General features: G+C 36.4%; 21 protein-coding genes, 1 tRNA gene and 2 pseudogenes. 6 read left to right on the forward strand and 18 right to left on the reverse strand.

Annotated features, from left to right (window positions below):
* Positions 1 to 49: 49 nt before the first annotated feature.
* The 6 genes from lipA to rpsD form a co-directional block, all read right to left on the reverse strand.
* Positions 50 to 913 carry a lipoyl synthase gene (gene lipA, locus HUB95_RS03870; protein WP_015589076.1) on the reverse strand — a complete coding sequence of 288 codons (864 nt, stop codon included), beginning with the start codon at positions 911 to 913 and terminating at the stop codon, positions 50 to 52.
* Positions 906 to 1,220, reverse strand: coding sequence for a 50S ribosomal protein L28 (gene rpmB / locus HUB95_RS03875; protein ID WP_006279619.1), 315 nt, complete (start codon positions 1,218 to 1,220; stop codon positions 906 to 908). The genes lipA and rpmB overlap by 8 nt, the downstream gene beginning before the upstream one ends.
* 37 nt (positions 1,221 to 1,257) lie before the next feature.
* Positions 1,258 to 1,599: a DUF721 domain-containing protein gene (locus HUB95_RS03880; protein ID WP_010082513.1), complete on the reverse strand. Its 342-nt coding sequence runs from the start codon at positions 1,597 to 1,599 to the stop codon at positions 1,258 to 1,260.
* Positions 1,600 to 2,046: 447 nt separating this feature from the next.
* Complete coding sequence (iscX, locus tag HUB95_RS03885) at positions 2,047 to 2,247, reverse strand: Fe-S cluster assembly protein IscX (protein WP_007552114.1); 201 nt, start codon at positions 2,245 to 2,247, stop codon at positions 2,047 to 2,049.
* Positions 2,248 to 2,277: 30 nt separating this feature from the next.
* Positions 2,278 to 2,364: transfer RNA gene (locus HUB95_RS03890), tRNA-Leu, on the reverse strand.
* 9 nt (positions 2,365 to 2,373) lie between these two features.
* The gene (gene rpsD / locus HUB95_RS03895; protein ID WP_010962555.1) at positions 2,374 to 2,988 is read right to left on the reverse strand and encodes a 30S ribosomal protein S4; all 615 of its coding nucleotides are present in this window, start codon (positions 2,986 to 2,988) and stop codon (positions 2,374 to 2,376) included.
* 113 nt (positions 2,989 to 3,101) lie between these two features.
* Here rpsD and tkt point away from each other — a divergent pair, with 113 nt between their 5' ends.
* Together tkt and HUB95_RS03905 are read left to right on the forward strand one after the other, a co-directional pair.
* The gene (gene tkt / locus HUB95_RS03900; RefSeq protein WP_209452323.1) at positions 3,102 to 5,096 is read left to right on the forward strand and encodes a transketolase; all 1,995 of its coding nucleotides are present in this window, start codon (positions 3,102 to 3,104) and stop codon (positions 5,094 to 5,096) included.
* A gap of 17 nt (positions 5,097 to 5,113) precedes the next feature.
* The gene (locus HUB95_RS03905) at positions 5,114 to 5,368 is read left to right on the forward strand and encodes a hypothetical protein (protein WP_167482804.1); all 255 of its coding nucleotides are present in this window, start codon (positions 5,114 to 5,116) and stop codon (positions 5,366 to 5,368) included.
* Between the two features lie 55 nt (positions 5,369 to 5,423).
* Here HUB95_RS03905 and HUB95_RS03910 read toward each other — a convergent pair whose 3' ends face one another.
* From HUB95_RS03910 to HUB95_RS06205, 8 genes and pseudogenes are all read right to left on the reverse strand, one after another.
* Positions 5,424 to 5,573, reverse strand: a complete 150-nt coding sequence (locus tag HUB95_RS03910) for a hypothetical protein (RefSeq protein ID WP_209452324.1) — start codon at positions 5,571 to 5,573, stop codon at positions 5,424 to 5,426.
* On the reverse strand, positions 5,570 to 6,196 hold the full coding sequence (locus HUB95_RS03915; protein ID WP_338062226.1) for an ankyrin repeat domain-containing protein: 627 nt from the start codon (positions 6,194 to 6,196) through the stop codon (positions 5,570 to 5,572). The genes HUB95_RS03910 and HUB95_RS03915 overlap by 4 nt, the downstream gene beginning before the upstream one ends.
* 186 nt (positions 6,197 to 6,382) lie before the next feature.
* Complete coding sequence (locus HUB95_RS03925) at positions 6,383 to 7,546, reverse strand: multidrug effflux MFS transporter (RefSeq protein ID WP_006279533.1); 1,164 nt, start codon at positions 7,544 to 7,546, stop codon at positions 6,383 to 6,385.
* A gap of 185 nt (positions 7,547 to 7,731) precedes the next feature.
* On the reverse strand, positions 7,732 to 8,598 hold the full coding sequence (locus HUB95_RS03930; protein ID WP_015589080.1) for a hypothetical protein: 867 nt from the start codon (positions 8,596 to 8,598) through the stop codon (positions 7,732 to 7,734).
* 57 nt (positions 8,599 to 8,655) lie between these two features.
* On the reverse strand, positions 8,656 to 10,098 hold the full coding sequence (locus HUB95_RS06190) for a phage tail protein (RefSeq protein WP_410543624.1): 1,443 nt from the start codon (positions 10,096 to 10,098) through the stop codon (positions 8,656 to 8,658).
* Positions 10,099 to 10,101: 3 nt separating this feature from the next.
* Positions 10,102 to 10,751, reverse strand: a pseudogene (locus HUB95_RS06195) (baseplate megatron protein TIM-barrel domain-containing protein); the annotation flags it as partial.
* 32 nt (positions 10,752 to 10,783) lie between these two features.
* Positions 10,784 to 11,191, reverse strand: coding sequence for a hypothetical protein (locus tag HUB95_RS06200; protein ID WP_244662729.1), 408 nt, complete (start codon positions 11,189 to 11,191; stop codon positions 10,784 to 10,786).
* 12 nt (positions 11,192 to 11,203) lie between these two features.
* A complete protein-coding gene (locus HUB95_RS06205) occupies positions 11,204 to 11,980 on the reverse strand; it encodes a hypothetical protein (RefSeq protein WP_244662730.1) in 777 nt (258 codons plus the stop codon).
* A 438-nt stretch (positions 11,981 to 12,418) separates the two neighbouring features.
* On the opposite strand from HUB95_RS06205, the gene HUB95_RS03940 reads away from it, so the two are divergent.
* Complete coding sequence (locus HUB95_RS03940) at positions 12,419 to 13,441, forward strand: hypothetical protein (protein ID WP_209452326.1); 1,023 nt, start codon at positions 12,419 to 12,421, stop codon at positions 13,439 to 13,441.
* Positions 13,442 to 13,446: 5 nt separating this feature from the next.
* Here the strand turns inward: HUB95_RS03940 and dcd are convergent, their stop codons facing one another.
* On the reverse strand, positions 13,447 to 14,004 hold the full coding sequence (gene dcd / locus HUB95_RS03945) for a dCTP deaminase (RefSeq protein ID WP_006280485.1): 558 nt from the start codon (positions 14,002 to 14,004) through the stop codon (positions 13,447 to 13,449).
* A gap of 141 nt (positions 14,005 to 14,145) precedes the next feature.
* Here dcd and HUB95_RS03950 point away from each other — a divergent pair, with 141 nt between their 5' ends.
* Positions 14,146 to 15,162 (forward strand): substrate-binding domain-containing protein, encoded by a 1,017-nt coding sequence (locus tag HUB95_RS03950; protein WP_209452327.1) that lies wholly within the window; start codon positions 14,146 to 14,148, stop codon positions 15,160 to 15,162.
* Positions 15,163 to 15,241: 79 nt separating this feature from the next.
* Here the strand turns inward: HUB95_RS03950 and HUB95_RS06210 are convergent, their stop codons facing one another.
* The 3 genes from HUB95_RS06210 to HUB95_RS03965 all read right to left on the reverse strand — a co-directional run bounded on the left by HUB95_RS06210 (position 15,242) and on the right by HUB95_RS03965 (position 16,495).
* A complete protein-coding gene (locus HUB95_RS06210) occupies positions 15,242 to 15,889 on the reverse strand; it encodes a hypothetical protein (RefSeq protein WP_244662731.1) in 648 nt (215 codons plus the stop codon).
* Between the two features lie 44 nt (positions 15,890 to 15,933).
* Positions 15,934 to 16,230 carry a hypothetical protein gene (locus HUB95_RS03960; protein ID WP_209452328.1) on the reverse strand — a complete coding sequence of 99 codons (297 nt, stop codon included), beginning with the start codon at positions 16,228 to 16,230 and terminating at the stop codon, positions 15,934 to 15,936.
* Between the two features lie 94 nt (positions 16,231 to 16,324).
* Positions 16,325 to 16,495: a hypothetical protein gene (locus HUB95_RS03965; protein ID WP_209452329.1), complete on the reverse strand. Its 171-nt coding sequence runs from the start codon at positions 16,493 to 16,495 to the stop codon at positions 16,325 to 16,327.
* A 221-nt stretch (positions 16,496 to 16,716) separates the two neighbouring features.
* On the opposite strand from HUB95_RS03965, the pseudogene HUB95_RS06215 reads away from it, so the two are divergent.
* Both HUB95_RS06215 and HUB95_RS06220 read left to right on the forward strand, forming a co-directional pair.
* Positions 16,717 to 17,377 (forward strand): annotated as a pseudogene (locus HUB95_RS06215) (potassium transporter TrkG); the annotation flags it as partial.
* Positions 17,372 to 18,094 carry a potassium transporter TrkG gene (locus HUB95_RS06220; RefSeq protein ID WP_244662813.1) on the forward strand — a complete coding sequence of 241 codons (723 nt, stop codon included), beginning with the start codon at positions 17,372 to 17,374 and terminating at the stop codon, positions 18,092 to 18,094. The pseudogene HUB95_RS06215 and the gene HUB95_RS06220, both read left to right, overlap by 6 nt.
* Positions 18,095 to 18,189: the final 95 nt, after the last annotated feature.

Here is an 18,189-nt window from a genome sequence, read left to right on the forward strand (position 1 = left end):
TAAAAACTCCTTTATAATTAGTAAAAATTAATTTGAATTAACACAAATGTCAACGACAGGCCTTGAGCCTGTTAAAATCTTCTTCAGCGTGGTATGATGACCGAGTTAGTGGGCTTGATGCAACCACTAGGAACCCTTTGGAGTAAGCGATATATTTATAATGCTCAAATTCCTCTGGGGTAACATACCTATCAAGTTTTGCATGTTTTGGAGTTGGTTGTAGATATTGACCAATTGTAATAAAATCAACCTCAGCACTGCGCAAATCGTCCATAACCTGAAGTATTTCCTCTTTTGTTTCTCCAAGACCAACCATAAGCCCTGACTTTGTGAAAACTTTAGAATTAATCTGCTTTACCATCTTCAGTAAATATAGTGAATGAAAATAGCGAGCTCGTGGTCTTATTTTTGCATACAATCTCGGCACTGTTTCAATATTGTGGTTATAGACATCAGGTGATGCAACAGCGATTGCTTCAAATGCTCCTTTCTTATTTAAAAAATCAGGAGTTAAAATCTCTATTGTTGTTTCTGAAGTTATCTTTCTAATTTCTTCTATGCACTGTATAAACTGATTTGCGCCACCATCTGGTAAATCATCACGATCAACGGAAGTAATAACAACATGCTTTAAGTTTAACTTTTTTATTGCTTTTGCTAAATTTTCTGGTTCATGAGGATCTAGTTTATCAGGAATGCCAGTTGCAACGTTGCAAAATGCACAAGCACGAGTGCAAACAGAACCAAGAATCATCACAGTAGCATGACGTTTATTCCAACATTCACCAATGTTTGGACATGCAGCCTCTTCGCACACTGTATGCAAGTTATGCAGTTTAACGATGTTTAAGGTCTCATTGAACACTTCACCGGTCGGAGCTTTTGCTCTGAGCCATTGAGGTTTGCTATGCATCTGAAACTGCTAACTCTACCTCTTGCTTTACTAAAACTTTTTTCAACCTTCTTTTTATCTTCTGCGCTTTCTCACTTAGTTTAATCGTTCTTGTGTTGAGCAAAAAAGCATCTAAATCACCTTTGTAATCTATAGTTCTCAAAGTTCTTGTTGCCACACGAAATCTAAACTTTTTATTCAATATATCACTTGTCAACGTAACCTTATGTAAATTTAAAAGAAAGGTACGCTTTGTTTTACGATTTGAATGTGATACCTTATTACCAAAAGATTTTTTTCTATTTGTTAATTCACAAACTCTACTCACTTCAATATACCAAATTATTCTATGTACTTAGATTACCTTATATAGTCAAATAGTCAATACTCTCTTGCTTAATTTTTATACCATATACTGCTTTATAGCCAAAAAATATCGTAATTTTTTCTATTATAAGAGAAATCATATGCTGAATTTCCAATGCTTTGCTGCCATTTGTTACTACCAGATGCAACACACCCGAATTTATATTCTGTGCATATGAGATCTTTTTCGGTTTTGTACACTCTGCTATTTCTTTCCCTACTATATTTCGCCAGTTTAAAATAAGACGTATTTCATTTTTGCTAATTTTATTTTTCATGCATTTTAATGCATAGTTTTCTATTATAGACTTTAATTTTTTTGGACCGCTACGTTTGAGCATTTTTCTGTTTTTTTAGTAGGTAGATAATATAAAAGTATACATATAACTTGAGATTTTGTCATTACTGCTACATGTTTGTGAGATACCGTGACGGTATGACCATAATCGTCACTCCGCAACGCATATTGCATAGTCGTCATTCCGCGGCGTGTTCGCGGAATCTAGCTCTGGTCACGCTACTTAGATGACAACCTTCTAACTGCTTTACAAACCTCTAGTCTCACACCGTAAAAGCAGTATTTTTATGCAAAACTTATCTCAACGTAGCACTTGTCAAGATCGTTCCATTTACCAAATTTTGTGCTGTCATCTTTGCCTCATAATTAACCTTATAGCTGTTTTAATTGTAATTAGTTAAATTATTATTAACTTGCCAGGCTAGATCCAAAAAATAGCATAATCCATATGCAAATTGTAATAGAAATCACGTTTGCGTATGGTTTATTGCTATGCGGTTAATCTTTCCTCAATCCAAGCTGCCTGAATGGCTTCGAGTATTTTCTCGTTACAGCGTTTTTCATCATCATCAAATTCCTCTAAACTCAAGACCTTTTTTTTAAGCTCAGTGAATCTGATACTAATTATATTCTCATTTGGAAATTTTTCCTCCAGAGCTTCCACAATATCTTCTATATCAAGCCATTTCATACTTTTTTGTATTTATCTGCTAAGTTAAATTGGTGCCCATGGGGAGACTTGAACTCCCAAGGTCGCAAAACCCACGGATTTTAAGTCCGCTGCGTCTACCGATTCCGCCACACGGGCTTTTTTTATCTATCTAGAGTAAAACTCTACTACTAAATTGACTTCCATGTCTGCTGAATAAGGAACCTCAGAATATTGAGGTGACCTCAAATACTTCACTGAATGCTCTTTACTATCTGCTTCTAAATAATCCGGAGCCTTGCGCTCTTGTTTTTGTTCAGCCTCTACTACTACAGGGATTTTTGCTGCCCTTTCTCTTATTTTTATTATATCACCTGGCTTCACTCGATAACTCGATATGTTAACCACCTTATCATTAACTGTAACGTGCTTGTGAGATATGAGCTGCTTTGCTGAGTAAATTGTTGGAACAAGACCAGAGTGGTATAAAACAGAACTTAATCTCGATTCTAAGATACCGATAAAATTATCAGCCGTATAACCCTTTCTGTTATAAGCATCTAAAAATGTACGTCTGAGCTGCTTACTTGAAATCGCATAGTAAAACTTAAATTTCTTATGCGCAGCAAACTGCTTACCAAAGTCGGATAACTTCTTGAATCCAAGAATACCATGTTGACCTGGAGGGTATTTCCTTTTGTTTACTGGGTCTTTAGCTCTACCCCATAAATTTACACCAAGTCTACGGCTAATCCTATACTTTCTAGTGATAACAGTTGTCATATAAAAACTCTCACGATTTAACTTTAGATTATTAAGGATTTTAGCACTCAGTGTCAACTTGTTTTTGCTGATATAATCTTTTATACTTCATTTTTAAGTTTTTCTATTAACACATGAATCATTCACATTTGGAATCTATGGCAAACGCCATCCGTTTTTTATCAATTGATGCAGTACAAAAAGCAAACTCTGGACACCCAGGTATGCCACTTGGCATGGCAGATGTTGCAACTGTTTTGTTTGCTAAATATCTGAATCATAATCCTGATGATTCTAAATGGTTCAATAGAGATCGCTTTGTTTTATCAAACGGTCATGGGTCAATGTTACTATATTCAATATTATATTTGACAGGTTATATTAGCATAGATGAGCTAAAGAACTTCAGGCAAATGGGATCCAAGACCCCAGGTCATCCAGAGTTTGGCTTGACTTCCGGAGTAGAGGCAACAACAGGCCCTTTAGGGCAGGGGTTTGCCGCTGCTGTTGGCATGGCACTTGCTGAATCGATACTTGAAAAGCAGTTTAGAATCAATCACTACACTTACGTGATGCTAGGGGATGGCTGTCTTATGGAAGGAATAAGCCATGAAGCAGCATCACTTGCTGGGCATCGGCATCTTAAATTGAATAAGCTTATAGCTCTTTTTGATGATAATGATATTTCTATAGATGGCGCTACTTGCCTTTCCTGTTCTGACGATGTAGAGAAACGCTTCTTAGCGTATGGATGGAATGTTGACAAAATTGATGGCCATGATTTTGATGCCATATCCTTTGCAATAGAGCAAGCAAAAAAGTCTGATAAACCTACAATGATCTGCTGCAAAACCATTATCGGAAAATTTTCAAGCCGTGCTGGCACATCCTCTGCTCACAGTGGTGCTTTTTCGGAGGAAGACATCAAACAGATGAGAGAGAAATTAAACTGGAATTATGAACCATTCCATGTACCAGAAGATGTGAAAAATGCCTGGAAGAAAACTGTTGAGAGAGCAAAACAAAATTACAATTCATTGTCATTCCAGTGCGTGACACTGGAATCCAGAGAAAAAAATGAAGAACTAAAAAGAAGACTTGATAAGCGTTTGCCGGATAATATCGCTGGTGTTTTAGCTGACCTGAAGAAACAAATATGTGAGCTAATGCCAAACGAAGCTACTCGATCTTCTTTTGGTAGGGTAATGGAACTTTTAACACAACATATGCCGGAATTAATCGGCGGTTCTGCTGATCTTACCTGGTCAAATTGCACTAAATATAAGCACATGCAGGTAATAAATAGCAATAATTATAGTGGCTCTTATGTCCACTATGGAGTGAGAGAGCACGCTATGGCAGCATGTATGAATGGTATGGCACTTCACGGCGCGATTCTTCCTTATGGCGGCACTTTTTTGGTATTTTCCGACTATTGTCGTCCTGCTATACGTCTTTCAGCTCTGATGAAGCAGCAGGTTATGTATGTCATGACTCACGACTCAATTGGAGTGGGAGAAGATGGCCCAACTCATCAGCCAATAGAGCATTTAGCCTCTTTGCGTGCTATACCAAATCTATATGTTTTTAGGCCAGCCGATGCAGTTGAAACTCTGGATTGTGTTAGCATTGCACTCGAAAAGAAAGAATCTCCAGCACTGTTTGCGCTCTCAAGGCAAAACGTAAGTTACATGCGCAAGTTCTACTCTGATATCGATCAATCTGCTAATTTATCGAAGTTTGGTGCATATATTTTGTGTGAATGTTCAAAAGAATTAAAAGTGACGATATTTGCTACGGGGTCCGAGGTTGAAATTGCAGTTGAAACAAGGGAGAAATTGCAGGAAAAGGGTATAGGTACAAGGATTGTTTCTATGCCATGCTGGAGGCTTTTTGACGAGCAAAGCGATGAATATAAAGCGGCAATATTAAATAATGACAGCATTAAAGTTGCAATTGAAGCCGGAAGTGAAATGGGTTGGCATAAATACATAGGTTCAAACGGTATATTTATTGGCATGAAAAGCTTCGGAGAATCAGCACCTTATAAAACACTTTATGAGCATTTTAATATCAACGCTGATCATGTGGTAAAATGTGTGTGTGAGAAACTGGTTTACATTCAGTAGACTTCTTGCATAACCATATGAAAGCCCACTCTTCTTTGTCATTCCAGCGCGTGACGTTATTTCCATCCAAGATGATGTCATTCCAGCACTTGACACTGGCATCTAGTTTTCTTTACAAATTCACCAAAAGTGCTTCATTCTATAACGCAAAACCCATACTCACCAAACCCAATGCATTACTTGCAATTAAGTTTCCTGGATCCCAGTGTCTGGGCACTGGGATGACACCTCTGGGCACTGCCGTCATAAAGGAACCAGTGTCAGCTACTTGAATACATACCACCATGTCATTCCAGCGCGTGACGCTGGAATCTAGTAAACCTCTGGCTATATTATGTCATTGCCTTCTGAACTACTTGGTGATTCTAATACAACTGGTTGATCAAATTCAGATGATGATTGTGTTGGCTCATCAGACCCAAACAACCATGAAAAAAACCCACCAAAAAATGATGCAACTAATGAAAAAGGCTTCATAAGTATACTAAACAAACTACCAAAAAAGAGCTCGGCTGTTCTTCTGTTTGTGCAGGTTCTGTGGAAGCAACATAATTTACACCGTTGTCTTGTACATCAGTTCCTTGTCCTGCACTGGTGGTCCCCTGTTGTGTTTGTGGTGTTCCACTCCCCGAATTTACAGTTTTATCAGCTTCTTGCTTTGTAATGTCTGATCCTGATTGAGCATCACCTTCTTGTTTTTCTTTCTCTCGTGTACCAGCATCTTCCTCTGAATTTTCTTCATTGTCCGTCGATGGCTTAGAACCGTCGCCAGGGTTTTTTGCATTCCTTAATAGAGCTTGTATTTCTTTATCAGTGGCTAAATTTAAGGGAGTTTTTTCATTTTTATCTTTTATATTAACATCTGCCCCTTTATCCAATAGAGCTTGCACCACCTGCTGATAACCACTTTCAGCAGCAAAGTGTAAAGGAGTCTTTCCACCTTGATCTTTTGCATTAATATCGATTCCTTTTACTTGCAGTAGGGCTTCTACTACCTCTTTATGGCCCCATACAGCAGCAATATGTAAAGGAGTCTCTCCTTTATCATTTTCTACCTTAACATCTGCTCCTTCACTTATTAGACGGGTTACTGCATCAATATCACCTCTTTCAACAGCCTTAAAAAATTATCTCTACTTTGTGAACTACTCATCCTACACCTCTTTGTAAAACTATATTGTTATGATAAAGCCGTTAATAATCTATGAGCTCTCACCCCCTGTAAAATTATATTATCATGATAAAGTCATTAATAACCCATGAGCTCTGGATCACGCAAATAATGGTTATTCCCTGTGTTTTTCAGTACATTTGAGCTGGCTGTACATAAGAATTGCAATTGTAGAGCATGCTATTGTTAATAGTAAATTTGGTAAAATACCATAGCGAAAAAATTTTCCTACTATATATATTCCAATAGCCCCAAACATCATATTGCAGAATGAGAGAACTGCACTACCAAGCCCTATACCTTTGATCGTTTCTAAAGCAGAAGTTACGTTATTGCTTATTATTAATGCAAGTCCGATATTGGCTGGAATCCAAACAGTTTGAAGAATTAATATATTTAACTTGTCCGCGAAATAAAAATATACCAATAAACTATCGGATATTATCGGTAACACCAAACCTATTATTAGCATTTTGCTAACCCCTACTTTTGGTACATACCTTCTATTAATTAAAGTTCCAATTATGTAAAATATGACTATGATCGATATGAGGTAGCCAAAATACTGTACTTCAATGCCCATCGATTCAAATATGAAAGGGTAGTTAGCAATGTATGCCCAAAGCCACATGAAAGTTAATCCATGAATGGCTGAAAACCCAAGGAAACGATAATTTCTAAATATTGATATATATTGCTTGCAGATATTAGTAGTTATGTTAGTTATACTGGTTTCATTTTTATTTACAGTGAGTGTTTCTTGTAACTTAAAGTAGATAAAAATAAGTATAGCAATTGCTGCAAGTGATATAATAAAAAACAAAAATTTCCAACTATACCCATGTGAAATTATATAACTGCCCACCACTGGAGCTATTCCAGGTGAGAGTGCCACAACCATATTTAATTTTGAAATGACTCTCGAGTATTCACTACCCGAGTACATATCCCTTATTGCTGCATACCCAACAACACCTGCAACACCAGCCCCTGTTCCTTGTATGAAGCGAATTAGTATCAAGAGCGCAATACTGTCGGCTATATAACACATGACACTTGCCAAAGTAAAAATTGTCATACCAATCAGCATCATTGGACGCCTACCATAATGGTCCGATAATGGACCATAAATTAAGCCAGATACTGCAAATCCAACTAGATTCAAGCTAATTGTAAGCTGCACTACACTGCCTTCTACTTTAAAATAATTGGCAATGCTTGGTAGTGCAACTGAGTATAGGTCAGTTGCCATATCGACAATTGCTACAGACAATATCATAATAAGAGAGATGATATTTTGCGGAAGAGCTGTTTTCACTTAATGATTTACTGGATTAAATATACTTAATTATAATGTATTTTTTTCATTAGTATAAGTACAATGTTACATAGTAAACGATGTCATTCGAGTAGCGGACACTGAAATCTTAAGCTAAAATCATGAAAAGCCTGAATTTCAATACCTTATCTTTGATTATTCACTTTAAGCTTTAAGTCTTCAACAGAAGATGCATTTGCCTCACTTACTACCTTTAGTGGTTCACCAAGATTATGCTCTATTTTTATATTACGCTCAGGATCGTACTCTATTCTTGTATCAAACTCAAAGCCCAATTTCTCACAAAGTTTTTTGAAATACTCAATAAGCTTATTTATAATATAAGTAAGCTTATCAAACAAACCGTCATCACCAGCTTTATAGTCCTCTAACTCTTTAGGAATGGTAAGCAATACCTTACCGTCTTCATACGTCACATTTTCATCCTTACATTTCAGCTTAAACTCCGCTGAACTGCAAAAACCTGGTGTTTCGATATATGTACAATCATCATAGTTAAGCATTTTTGTATATTTCATGCTAAAACTAAGCTTTATACAATTGGGTTCACGACAATCCATAATATACTCTCTTGTCATACAGTTGCCTTGCGTTGACAAATGAAAAGATCCAAGAGCTTGATTCATATCATTAGGAAGAAAATGAGTATATCCGCCCTGATAATAGTTATTTATTAACTCCTCAATAATAGAGTTATTGGGAATTGTTGCACCAACGTGTTTAAACATTTCTGTAAAAATTTGTCTGAGAAATGGACGATAATTCCCTTTTCCGTTTTCATCCCGTAGAATTAGATTTTTATGGTTTGAATACAGATTGTTAATAAATTCGTTAGTTATTTTTTGTCCGTTAATAGCAAGGCCGTGTGTTCTATTAAGATCCTTATATGTTCCCTCACCAGAAATTACTTCGTCCCAAGTGTTAGCTTTGAAATCAGCATATTTGAGCTTCTTCACTTCAGCTTTCAACGCATTGACCATTTCCTTTGACATGTTATATCTCTACCATTAATACCTGTATATTAATTTTAGCACTTACTTTATTAAATTTCAATTACTCAAGACCTTCGCTTCCGTATTATCCAATGAATCACCATAAGTCACTGCTTTAAGGAAAAGTCGTTTTCCTGGTTGCACTTCAAAAGATATTATTGAATCATCAAGTAGAACAAATTTTTCACCTGTGGTGTGCTGATACTCTTTGGTGCCTTCTTGCCCTCTAATTAGGTTGCTAAGCTTATATTTATTTTTATCTATTAGTTCAGCACTCTGGAACTTTATCACCTCTTTTCCAACCAGTGCTAAATTGCTTACATTTATAGTACTAACGTTAGTGCTTGTAAAACCCTCTTCCGTCATCCCAGTGCCCAGACACTGGGATCCAGGAGAAATATAGTCAAGCGCTGGGATGACACCATCACTTAAATAATGGTTATATGAAGAACTCAATATACCAAAACGTAGCACTACTATAAGCCCCTCGTCGGTAGATTCCATTACATATCCGTAAGTAGACTGCTTGTTTGTGCTTGCAATAGGCTTATAATCCTTATCGTTGTACGAAATAAAGAGTGTTGCTCCCTTCCAATTCTTTTCCTCACTAATTAAAGTAAAGCTTGCACTATTACCTTTAATATCCGGTAAATCTATCATTTTTACGATGGTTTTGCTAATGTGAGAGGGAGGGTATTCCTTCAGCATAAGTGACCTTGTTGAAGGAAAAGAAAGCTTATATATAGAGTGATCATAACCAACGCCAATTACTTGAATGGACATGCTTTCGAATTTTGTTTTTATAATTCTCACCGTATGCTTTTTCTTACCGTCTAAAATCGTTATTACATCACTTGGCACAAGCCACGCATATTTTATCGGCAGCTTGAAATTGTATATATTTCTCTCTTGCCACGAAGAATAAAGTAAAACCTCAGCTATATTTTGCGCCTCTCCCTCCTCCATAATGAGCGGTATTTCAACTGTTATAGCAGCGCCTTGCTTTGGCAACTCAGCATATTTAACATCAATTGGATAGCCAAAATTGCGATTAAAATAAACGACGTTAACTTTATTGTTTAAATCTAATTGACTGATATTAGCAAGTTTTGAATTGTTACTGAAAACCATTTCACCAATTGGTATTCCAGTCGCAACTCCCCTGCCCTTTTGGACAAATTTCAGTTTAGAGTCCTGTTCAACCACATCAAAAAAATAGCAACTTTGCAGCATTTTAATAATTGAACGTACCGATTGCTGTTCGTTTATCACATACCCAGACAATAACCCTTTGACGTTGCTTGCATCGAACTGATCGCTTTTTAAACCTGTTTTTTGTAACAGATCCGATAAAACATCGGAAATATTAAGCTGTGAAAGCTTTCCCTGAATCCAATGTCCTGTCTGCCAATTATGGCAGTCAGTCCACATATCACACAAATTGGGGAAATAAGGAAATGGCCTTGCATCCCATGCCCAGAGAAACATTTTTTCTACCATTTCTGAACTTTGCCACTTTTTTAGCGTTCCTTCAATTGCAATTTTTTGCGAAAGAAAGCTCACCTCTCCGTTTGAATATCGTGGATATTTGCTCTCTATGCTGCCTTTGTCAACAAACACATTTGGCTCATTAGTGCAGCCGTTCATACTGGGAAATCCATATTCAGTAAACCATATTTTTTCATTTTTGGTTGCCATTTTGTTTTACTACCACCGGGGTTTATGTGAGTTTCACTCCACCATTTCTCTATATTTTTCCACGCATACCTGCTGTCGTTATACTTTACTTTTTCAGACTCACTCTTTGAGTAATCATAGAAATAATCATACCCCACTCCACTGCTCCAACCACCCATTACATCTTCCGCAGAATAGCCAAAAGGAGGCTCTGGACCATCAGTCAGTGGAAAATAAGCATCTATGCCAACAACGTCGATGTACTCTGAAGACCACAGTTCATCCATATTATACCAACCATCATATGAATGGTATTCGCTCCAATCTGCAGCGTAGGTAACTGTTACTTCTTTTCCAAGATTAAGTTTTATTCGCTTTGCAAGCTTGACCAGCTCTATAACGGCAGGGTAATTCCCTTGTTCATCCCTGATTTTGGTAAGTTGCGCAAATTCAGAACCAATGATAAACCCTTCCACTTTAGTTTGTTTGGCAATGCTTGCATAATGCTCTATAAATTTGTTGTACTGATTCTTAAAAAATCACTTATATCTTCAGGAGCCCCACTCAATCTTCCTCGCCACTCTTTGTTCTTTGTATCAAGTAATGGCATTGGATAGAGCATCACCTTATAACCTCTGCTGTGCAGCTCTTCTATATATCTAGTTAACGCTGCATCACTAACTGTGCCACCATACCTTGGGTTTCCACTCGCATCTTTTGAAATTAGCTGAGCATTATCTCTGGTTACACCCCCTACTTGCCAATCATCAGGTAATATCGCGGAATCATCTTGAAATTCAACTGCAGGGTATATTTTACAATCTTTAATGTTCAGATTATTCACAAACCAATTGACTACCACCGACACCAACTCAACATTTGGCAAATCTTCTTTTAATTGATCCAAAGAAAGCATTGCATCGCTCTTTTAAGTGTGGTTGTTGTGATTTACCCTTTGCGCCAGCCCATATGGGATATATTGGTTGCTGCTTATTTTCTCTTGCGCGATTTTCTTCTGTATTTTTGTATCATATACAAACTCACCTGAACCTGGTATGATATTGATATTCCGAATATTTTTTGCTACTGAAAATTCATTTGACTTTACTGCAGTTTGCACTTCAAACGTAAATACCGGAACATGATTATTATAGTCTGCTAAAGGAAAATTCTTGATGACTATGTAAGATATTCCCCTATAAGCCGGCACATTCCCCTCTCCTTCAATTGATGACATAAATGGATCAGGATTTTGGTCTTCTCTGCCGCTGTAAAAAGTATAATCTATTTCATCAAAGCTAAGTGATGTTGTATCTGCCCAGATTCTGTTTAATTTTTCTACTTTCCCCTTGCAGATCGCAATTGCAAGCGTTGCATAGTAATTATATGTAACGTTCATACCTCTTCCAATTTTACTTTTGGTGGTTATCGCCTCTTCTTTTATTGGCTGTGCCCAAATAATATTCCCTGCAACACGAGCAGTGCCATAGATAATTGGGATCGTTCTGCCGTAGGTTGAGGTTTGAACTTGCAGATTTTTTAGCCTTGCCCCATGCGTTACTTTTTGCTCGGCTTCAAGGCCGAACATTGCCCCATCTAGCTGTGCACCAAGAAGAGCACCAAGTTCTGAGCCGATAATCCGGCCAATTGGCCCAAAAATGCTGCCTGCTTGACCAAAAATTGATGATAAAATTATTGTAGACATGGTAATCCTCCTTTTTGTTTCTATAGTTAATGTAGGCTCTACGTCATGCCGCCGCGCCGCTAACAAGCAGCGGGATGACGAGCTTATCGTTATGCCGCCGCGAACCGTCATACCGTCACGGTATCTCTAGATCCTGCTAACACGTAGCAGGGTACTTAACCGTCATACCGCGATTCATTCGCGGTATCTCTTAGCCGCTAACAAGCAGCGGAATGACGAATTTGTCGTTTTACAGCCACTTGGATGACAATTTGCTACTAAATAGTAGGAAATTCAATAATTTACAATGAATAGTTGAAGTTTGTAATTAAGAAAAGCACATGGTGTAGCTATAATCATTGTAAGCAACAATAAGAAAGTGCGGAAGTAGAAATTTGAGTTGACAAAATAAGAAAAAATATAGTATATTAATAATATTGATATTAACTTAAACTAATTATGCCAGCAGTAGTAAATACACCAGACAACATACAAAGACCGTCAAAATTAAAAAAAGCAAAAGAAATTCTGCTAGCTCCTGTAAGGTGGCTAATCATAGGTTTATCTGTAGTACTTTTGATAATATTTGTTATTTCTTTCCTGGTGTTTCTCTCAATCGCCAATGTATTGAGTAAGCTATATCTTTTTGCAGGAGGCAAAGCACCAGAATGGTTAGAGCAAAGAGCTGAAGCATTTATGGAGGCAGCACGTATTCCACAAACAACGCATGATACTGATGTAAATGATGCAATTAATATTAACGTTCAAAAGCTAAAAGAAAACTACGGTGAGCCTGATATTGATGATAAGTTTATAGAGGAAATAGAAGGATTTATTGATCAGTTAGAGTGCATAGCAAATGGCACACAAAAAGCTGCAGATAAAGATCAACTTATAGAAGATGAGAAAAAACATGCACTTGAGTGCTTGAAGCGTATAAAAAATAACCCTGGTACACATAGTGGAAGCGGGTTAACATTGAAGCAAGTTTTAAATTTAGTTTGGAAGGCTTGCAACGATCAAACTAGAGCAAATAATATAGCTATTAATACCCGCATATCACAGAGAAAATATCAACTGGTTAAACATTTAGTAGAATCGCAAACAGAATACGGAGTGCGTGGTGGTCGTGGTTCAAGTGCATGTTTTACTGGCACATTTAACAGTATTGTCTCTTCCTTGTACACTTTTGAAGAGTTTTCCTTCTTGCAAAAAGCAGATAAGAATACTATAAAGCAGGAATTTGAAAATGAGCTGCAAAAAAAGGGAGAAGAACTATTTAATCAGCTTTCCAATGATAAAGAAAAAAAAGAAGTTGCAGAAGCTTTAAGTAATCCTTCTACAAATTTCTTTTCAAGCTATGTAGAGTCATTTAAAAACCACTCTGCACGTGCAGTTTTAGGTGATAAAGAATGCGACAAATTAGTTAAAACTCATTTTAGTAATCTTCAGTACAATAAAACAATATCACGCTTTACCTAAAGTAATCACTTAACTAACGGCAAAGTGATACCATGCTGATTCATGTATTTTCCTTTCATATCATCATATGATTTCTCGCATTCACTTTCGCCGCTTAAAAATACGAATTGGCATGCGCCTTCATTAGCGTAAATTTTTGCAGGAAGTGGAGTGGTGTTTGAGAATTCGAGTGTGACATGACCTTCCCATCCAGGTTCTAAGGGAGTAACGTTTACTATAATTCCACATCTTGCGTAAGTTGATTTACCAACACAAATGACCAGTACATTCCTTGGTATACGAAAATATTCCACTGTACTTGCAAGCACAAAGCTATTTGGTGGAATTATGCATACGTCTGTTTCTTTATCTATAAAACTATTCTCAGAAAAATTTTTAGGGTCCACGATGGCTGAATTAACGTTAGTAAAAATTTTAAATTTATTATCCACTCTTGCATCGTAACCGTAAGATGATAGTCCGAAAGATATAACACCTTTGCTGCTTTTGTGATTCACAAAAGGCTCTATCATTCCAAAGTTTTCAGCTTTTTCTCTTATCCATTTATCTGGCATAACTGCCATAACTGTTCCTTAAAGTTGTGTAATACTTACAATAATATAAAATAAAATTTAAATGTAAACTGTAGCTTTTGTCATGCAATTAAAGCTTTTCAGTTTGATGTTTTGTTACAATAATTAGATTTATGTTCTTAACTAAAAATAATGCTTAGAAACTTTCTCCTGATTTTTGTATTCGTATTATTCACGCCGCCGTCAAATGCTGATGCCAGGAAATACATCAGAATTGTTGGATCTTCAACTGTTTTTCCTTTTATCTCGTTTATAGCCGAGGAGTTCAATCGTGTATTCCCTTTTAAGACTCCAGTTGTGGAATCAATAGGAAGTGGATCAGGGTTCAAAATGTTTTGCTCAGGAATAGGGGAAGACACGCCAGACATCACCACTTCATCTCGCCCTATAAAGGAAGTAGAAAGAGAACTATGTAAAAGAAATAAAATTAATGAAGTGATAGAGATCATCATTGGCTATGATGGAATTGTCATTGCAAATTCAAATCAAAGCCATAGATTTGATTTCACAAAGAAGGACTTATTTGAAACTTTATCTGCATATTCTCAAGAAAATGATAAATTAGTAAAAAATAATAAGAAGTTTTGGTCTGATGTAAATCAAGCCTTACCAAAAACAGAAATTGAAATTTATGGTCCACATCAAAATACAGGCACATACGAAACTTTGGTTAATTCTATTATGCTTGATCAATATTCATGCATGAACTCGAGAATTTTCAAAGAGAATTATAAAGATCAGGAAGAAAGAAAGAAAGCATGTGGTAATATAAGGGATGACGGAAGGTATATAGAAGTTGGAATTAATGAAAACATAATAATACAAAAATTGAAAAGTAACAAGAACGCTTTAGGGATATTTAGTTTTAGCTTTTTAATGAGGAATCAAGATAAAATACAAGGGAGCACAATTGCAGGAATTGAGCCAACTTACGAAAATATATCATCGGGAAAATATATATTAGCAAGACCTCTATACCTTTATATAAAGAAAGAACACCTGGATACTGTTGATGGATTAAGAGAATTCATAAAAGAAATTATAGATTCGATCGGCATTGAAGATGGGTACCTATCTAGGCTTGGTCTAATTCCACTTTCAAGTGAAGATATAAAGAAAGCTTCAGCAAAGGTTTATGATATAACGTGACGGCAACGTTTCTTTTATATTCTTTGTTCTAGCGTAGTCAGACCCAGCGCGGCGCGCTGGGATGACAATGGATTACTAATTAGACAGTTCTGCGTTGTTGCAACACCCCAGAAACAACCGGGTCCGAGCTTTTCGTATTTGGGCTTTCTGATTTCTCACAAACTCCTCCAATATAAGCTAGTACAGCCAATGCTGAAACTGCTAAAACTTCTAAAACTAATGCAACTACAGGATATGCCAGCACATAGGCTGCAATAGCACCAACTACGCATAGTTCAACAACGCCCAGAGCGATCTTCCCTTTGTGTTCACTCCAGAAGTTTGTATCGTTTTTTTCTGGGGTTTTGTTGTCTGCAGTTGGTGCAGAGTTTACGGTGTTTTGATCTAGATCAGTGTCATCTATAAAGTTAAGATCATCATTCTCAGACGGATCCTGATTGATTTCTTGTGAAAATCGAGTCGCATACTCTTTATCCCATGCTATCTGATCATTAATCTTGGCATTATCTAGTTCATTTTTACTAAGTTTTTCCTCAAATTCTTGAATCAAATCTTGAAAGCATTGCTCACCTACTCCAGGTATTTTAGCAAAACGTTTTTGTGCACATGTAAGTTTATCCATTACATAGTTATTTCCATTGGGCTCGAACCCAAGGAGCCCTGGAGAAGCAGCATCAAACATTAATTTAAAGCTTTCTTTTATCTTTTCCACATCTTCTTGGTTCAATTCTTCACTATATTCAACTTTCAGAGGATAAACTAAAAGGGCATCTACTCTTCCACTACTCCAATATACCTCTCTCGCTCTAAAACCCTTTCTACATCTTCACCACAATTCTCTAATGCTGCTTTAACTTGATCAATATCAAGGTTTTCTATTGCTTCTTGTAAGTTGGAATCAAGATCCATTACCCACTTGTGATCTTCTATTTTTTGAACAACTTGTACAAGAGCAAAATATTCTGTGCTATGAGGGTCAAATTTTCCTTGAAAGCGTTTAAGATCATCTATTGTATCCGTAAAATATGGTTGATCTTCAAAAGATTTTGTTACCTTGTAATCACACAAAAAATCACGAGTTTTTGATCAGCTTCCTTCCAAATTAGTTCAATGATCCCTACTTTAGTGTTAACGCTAGTTTTAGTACAGCCAATAACATCATTTAAATGGTACCTTTGTCACTAGTCATAGTCCCCTCGTGGCTCAAAACTGCTTGTATATCATTATGTTCCTTATTGTTGAGTACGTTCTGGACTTCTTGAAAATTGTCATTCCTGACTGCCTGTCTTAATGAACCTAGAATTTCTTCTTGTGCATCAGTTAATTCAACCATATCTTACCTCTAATAAAAATTTAATTATCATACATATTTACAAGTAAATCAAGTATATTGTTAATAACTGTTAATAAAGGCCAACAAAATGCTTGACGTTAGAGTAGCTTTTATGGCTTTGTATAGCGAGGAAGTAACTCTATGAAAATCATCAACGTTTACAAACTTTACGTTCAATTGCATTTATTGTGGGAATATTCCTATTGCTATTTAGCTTAGCAATGCTTATTCCTGCTATTACCAATAAGTATCTCAGCTACGAATGGAAAAATTTTTTCGCTGGATTCATAATTACCTGCACATCTGGCGCAATTTTTATTTTACTCGGTAAATTAAGTAGATTGCATGGAATGCCAGCAATTTTTGCGATTACTAGTTGCACCTGGATTGCCTTGTCTCTGTTTGCAGCTATTCCTTTCTATTTTGATAATCTGAGCTATGTTGATGCATTGTTTGAAACGATATCTGGCATCACAACCACAGGGGCAACTATATTTAATGATATTGAAAAACAATCTCCAGGAATACTGCTGTGGAGAGCAATGCTACACGGCATGGGGTTTTGGTGTAATCACTTTAGGAATTGCAGTTTTTCCTATGTTTAAGGTTCTCAGCCTAAATAATTTACTTTATTCTGAATATTCAGATGCTACCAAAAGGAAGTTGCCGAACACGCGAAGCGTAGTGATTCATGTTACGGCAATATATTATGGCTTAATTTTGTTATGCATATTTTCCTATTATCTATCTGGTATGCCACTATTTGATGCAATATGTCACGGAATGTCTGCTGTATCAACTGGTGGATTTGCTAACTATAATGATTCTATAGGGCACTATAATAATCCCATACTAGAAGCCATAACGATCGTTTTTATGATTTTGGGTTCTCTGCCTTTTCTTAGCTATTTAAAAATTATAAGACGGTTAGACATTTGCTATGATGAACAGGTCTCTTACTTTGTTAAGATAGCTACTATCTCATCTTTATTTGCTTGTTTTTGGTTGTATAAAAATGTTGATTTAGGAGTGTCATTATCATTTAGATGCAGCACATTTACCATCACTTCCTTGATTACGTCAACTGGTTATGCAATCTGTAATCATATAGATTGGAGTTTCATTTCAGTCTTAGCTTTTTTTCTAACCTTTGTTGGTGGATGTAGCGGTTCTTCAAGTGGTGGTGTCAAAATCTTCCGCTTGATTGTTCTTTTAAGGTCTATAAGAAATTACTTTTACCTTTTATTAAACCCTGATGCAGACAATGGAGTAAAATTCAATGGAAAAATTCTGGAGAATGATGAAGTTCACTCTGTCTTTATATTTTTTGCAATTTTCATGTTAACGTTTACCATTTCATCAATAGTGATGTCTTACTTAAGCAATGCAGACTTTATAACTAGCATCAGTTCAGTCTCTGCAACGCTTACAAACTCTGGCCCGGGATTTAGTAATTTAATAGGTCCTTCGGGTAATTATTCCTCTTTCAGTAATGAAGTAAAATTATTTCTATCGTTTTTAATGCTGCTTGGCAGACTTGAAATATTGCCAATCTATTTTTGTATAGGTAATTTATTCTTATTTAATAGAGAGAAATAGTTGGTGAAACTTGATATTATAGCTAAACTGACTTACGACAATTTGAAAAACCGTCATTCCGCTACTCGTTAGCGATATCTATACCGCGAATAAAT

It is taken from the genome of Wolbachia endosymbiont of Ceratosolen solmsi, assembly GCF_017869155.1.
Taxonomy (GTDB): domain Bacteria; phylum Pseudomonadota; class Alphaproteobacteria; order Rickettsiales; family Anaplasmataceae; genus Wolbachia; species Wolbachia pipientis.

What these genes read in the sequence shown, in the direction of transcription:
- lipA (WP_015589076.1), bottom strand. Translation starts at nt 913, where the DNA reads ATGCATAGCAAACCTCAATGGCTCAGAGCAAAAGCTCCGACCGGTGAA.
- HUB95_RS03880 (WP_010082513.1), bottom strand. Translation starts at nt 1,599, where the DNA reads ATGCTCAAACGTAGCGGTCCAAAAAAATTAAAGTCTATAATAGAAAAC.
- iscX (WP_007552114.1), bottom strand. Translation starts at nt 2,247, where the DNA reads ATGAAATGGCTTGATATAGAAGATATTGTGGAAGCTCTGGAGGAAAAA.
- rpsD (WP_010962555.1), bottom strand. Translation starts at nt 2,988, where the DNA reads ATGACAACTGTTATCACTAGAAAGTATAGGATTAGCCGTAGACTTGGT.
- tkt (WP_209452323.1), top strand. Translation starts at nt 3,102, where the DNA reads ATGAATCATTCACATTTGGAATCTATGGCAAACGCCATCCGTTTTTTA.
- HUB95_RS03905 (WP_167482804.1), top strand. Translation starts at nt 5,114, where the DNA reads ATGAAAGCCCACTCTTCTTTGTCATTCCAGCGCGTGACGTTATTTCCA.
- HUB95_RS03910 (WP_209452324.1), bottom strand. Translation starts at nt 5,573, where the DNA reads ATGAAGCCTTTTTCATTAGTTGCATCATTTTTTGGTGGGTTTTTTTCA.
- HUB95_RS03925 (WP_006279533.1), bottom strand. Translation starts at nt 7,546, where the DNA reads ATGATATTGTCTGTAGCAATTGTCGATATGGCAACTGACCTATACTCA.
- HUB95_RS03930 (WP_015589080.1), bottom strand. Translation starts at nt 8,598, where the DNA reads ATGTCAAAGGAAATGGTCAATGCGTTGAAAGCTGAAGTGAAGAAGCTC.
- HUB95_RS06190 (WP_410543624.1), bottom strand. Translation starts at nt 10,098, where the DNA reads ATGGTAGAAAAAATGTTTCTCTGGGCATGGGATGCAAGGCCATTTCCT.
- HUB95_RS06200 (WP_244662729.1), bottom strand. Translation starts at nt 11,191, where the DNA reads ATGCTTTCTTTGGATCAATTAAAAGAAGATTTGCCAAATGTTGAGTTG.
- HUB95_RS06205 (WP_244662730.1), bottom strand. Translation starts at nt 11,980, where the DNA reads ATGTCTACAATAATTTTATCATCAATTTTTGGTCAAGCAGGCAGCATT.
- HUB95_RS03940 (WP_209452326.1), top strand. Translation starts at nt 12,419, where the DNA reads ATGCCAGCAGTAGTAAATACACCAGACAACATACAAAGACCGTCAAAA.
- dcd (WP_006280485.1), bottom strand. Translation starts at nt 14,004, where the DNA reads ATGGCAGTTATGCCAGATAAATGGATAAGAGAAAAAGCTGAAAACTTT.
- HUB95_RS03950 (WP_209452327.1), top strand. Translation starts at nt 14,146, where the DNA reads ATGCTTAGAAACTTTCTCCTGATTTTTGTATTCGTATTATTCACGCCG.
- HUB95_RS03965 (WP_209452329.1), bottom strand. Translation starts at nt 16,495, where the DNA reads ATGGTTGAATTAACTGATGCACAAGAAGAAATTCTAGGTTCATTAAGA.
- HUB95_RS06220 (WP_244662813.1), top strand. Translation starts at nt 17,372, where the DNA reads ATGATTTTGGGTTCTCTGCCTTTTCTTAGCTATTTAAAAATTATAAGA.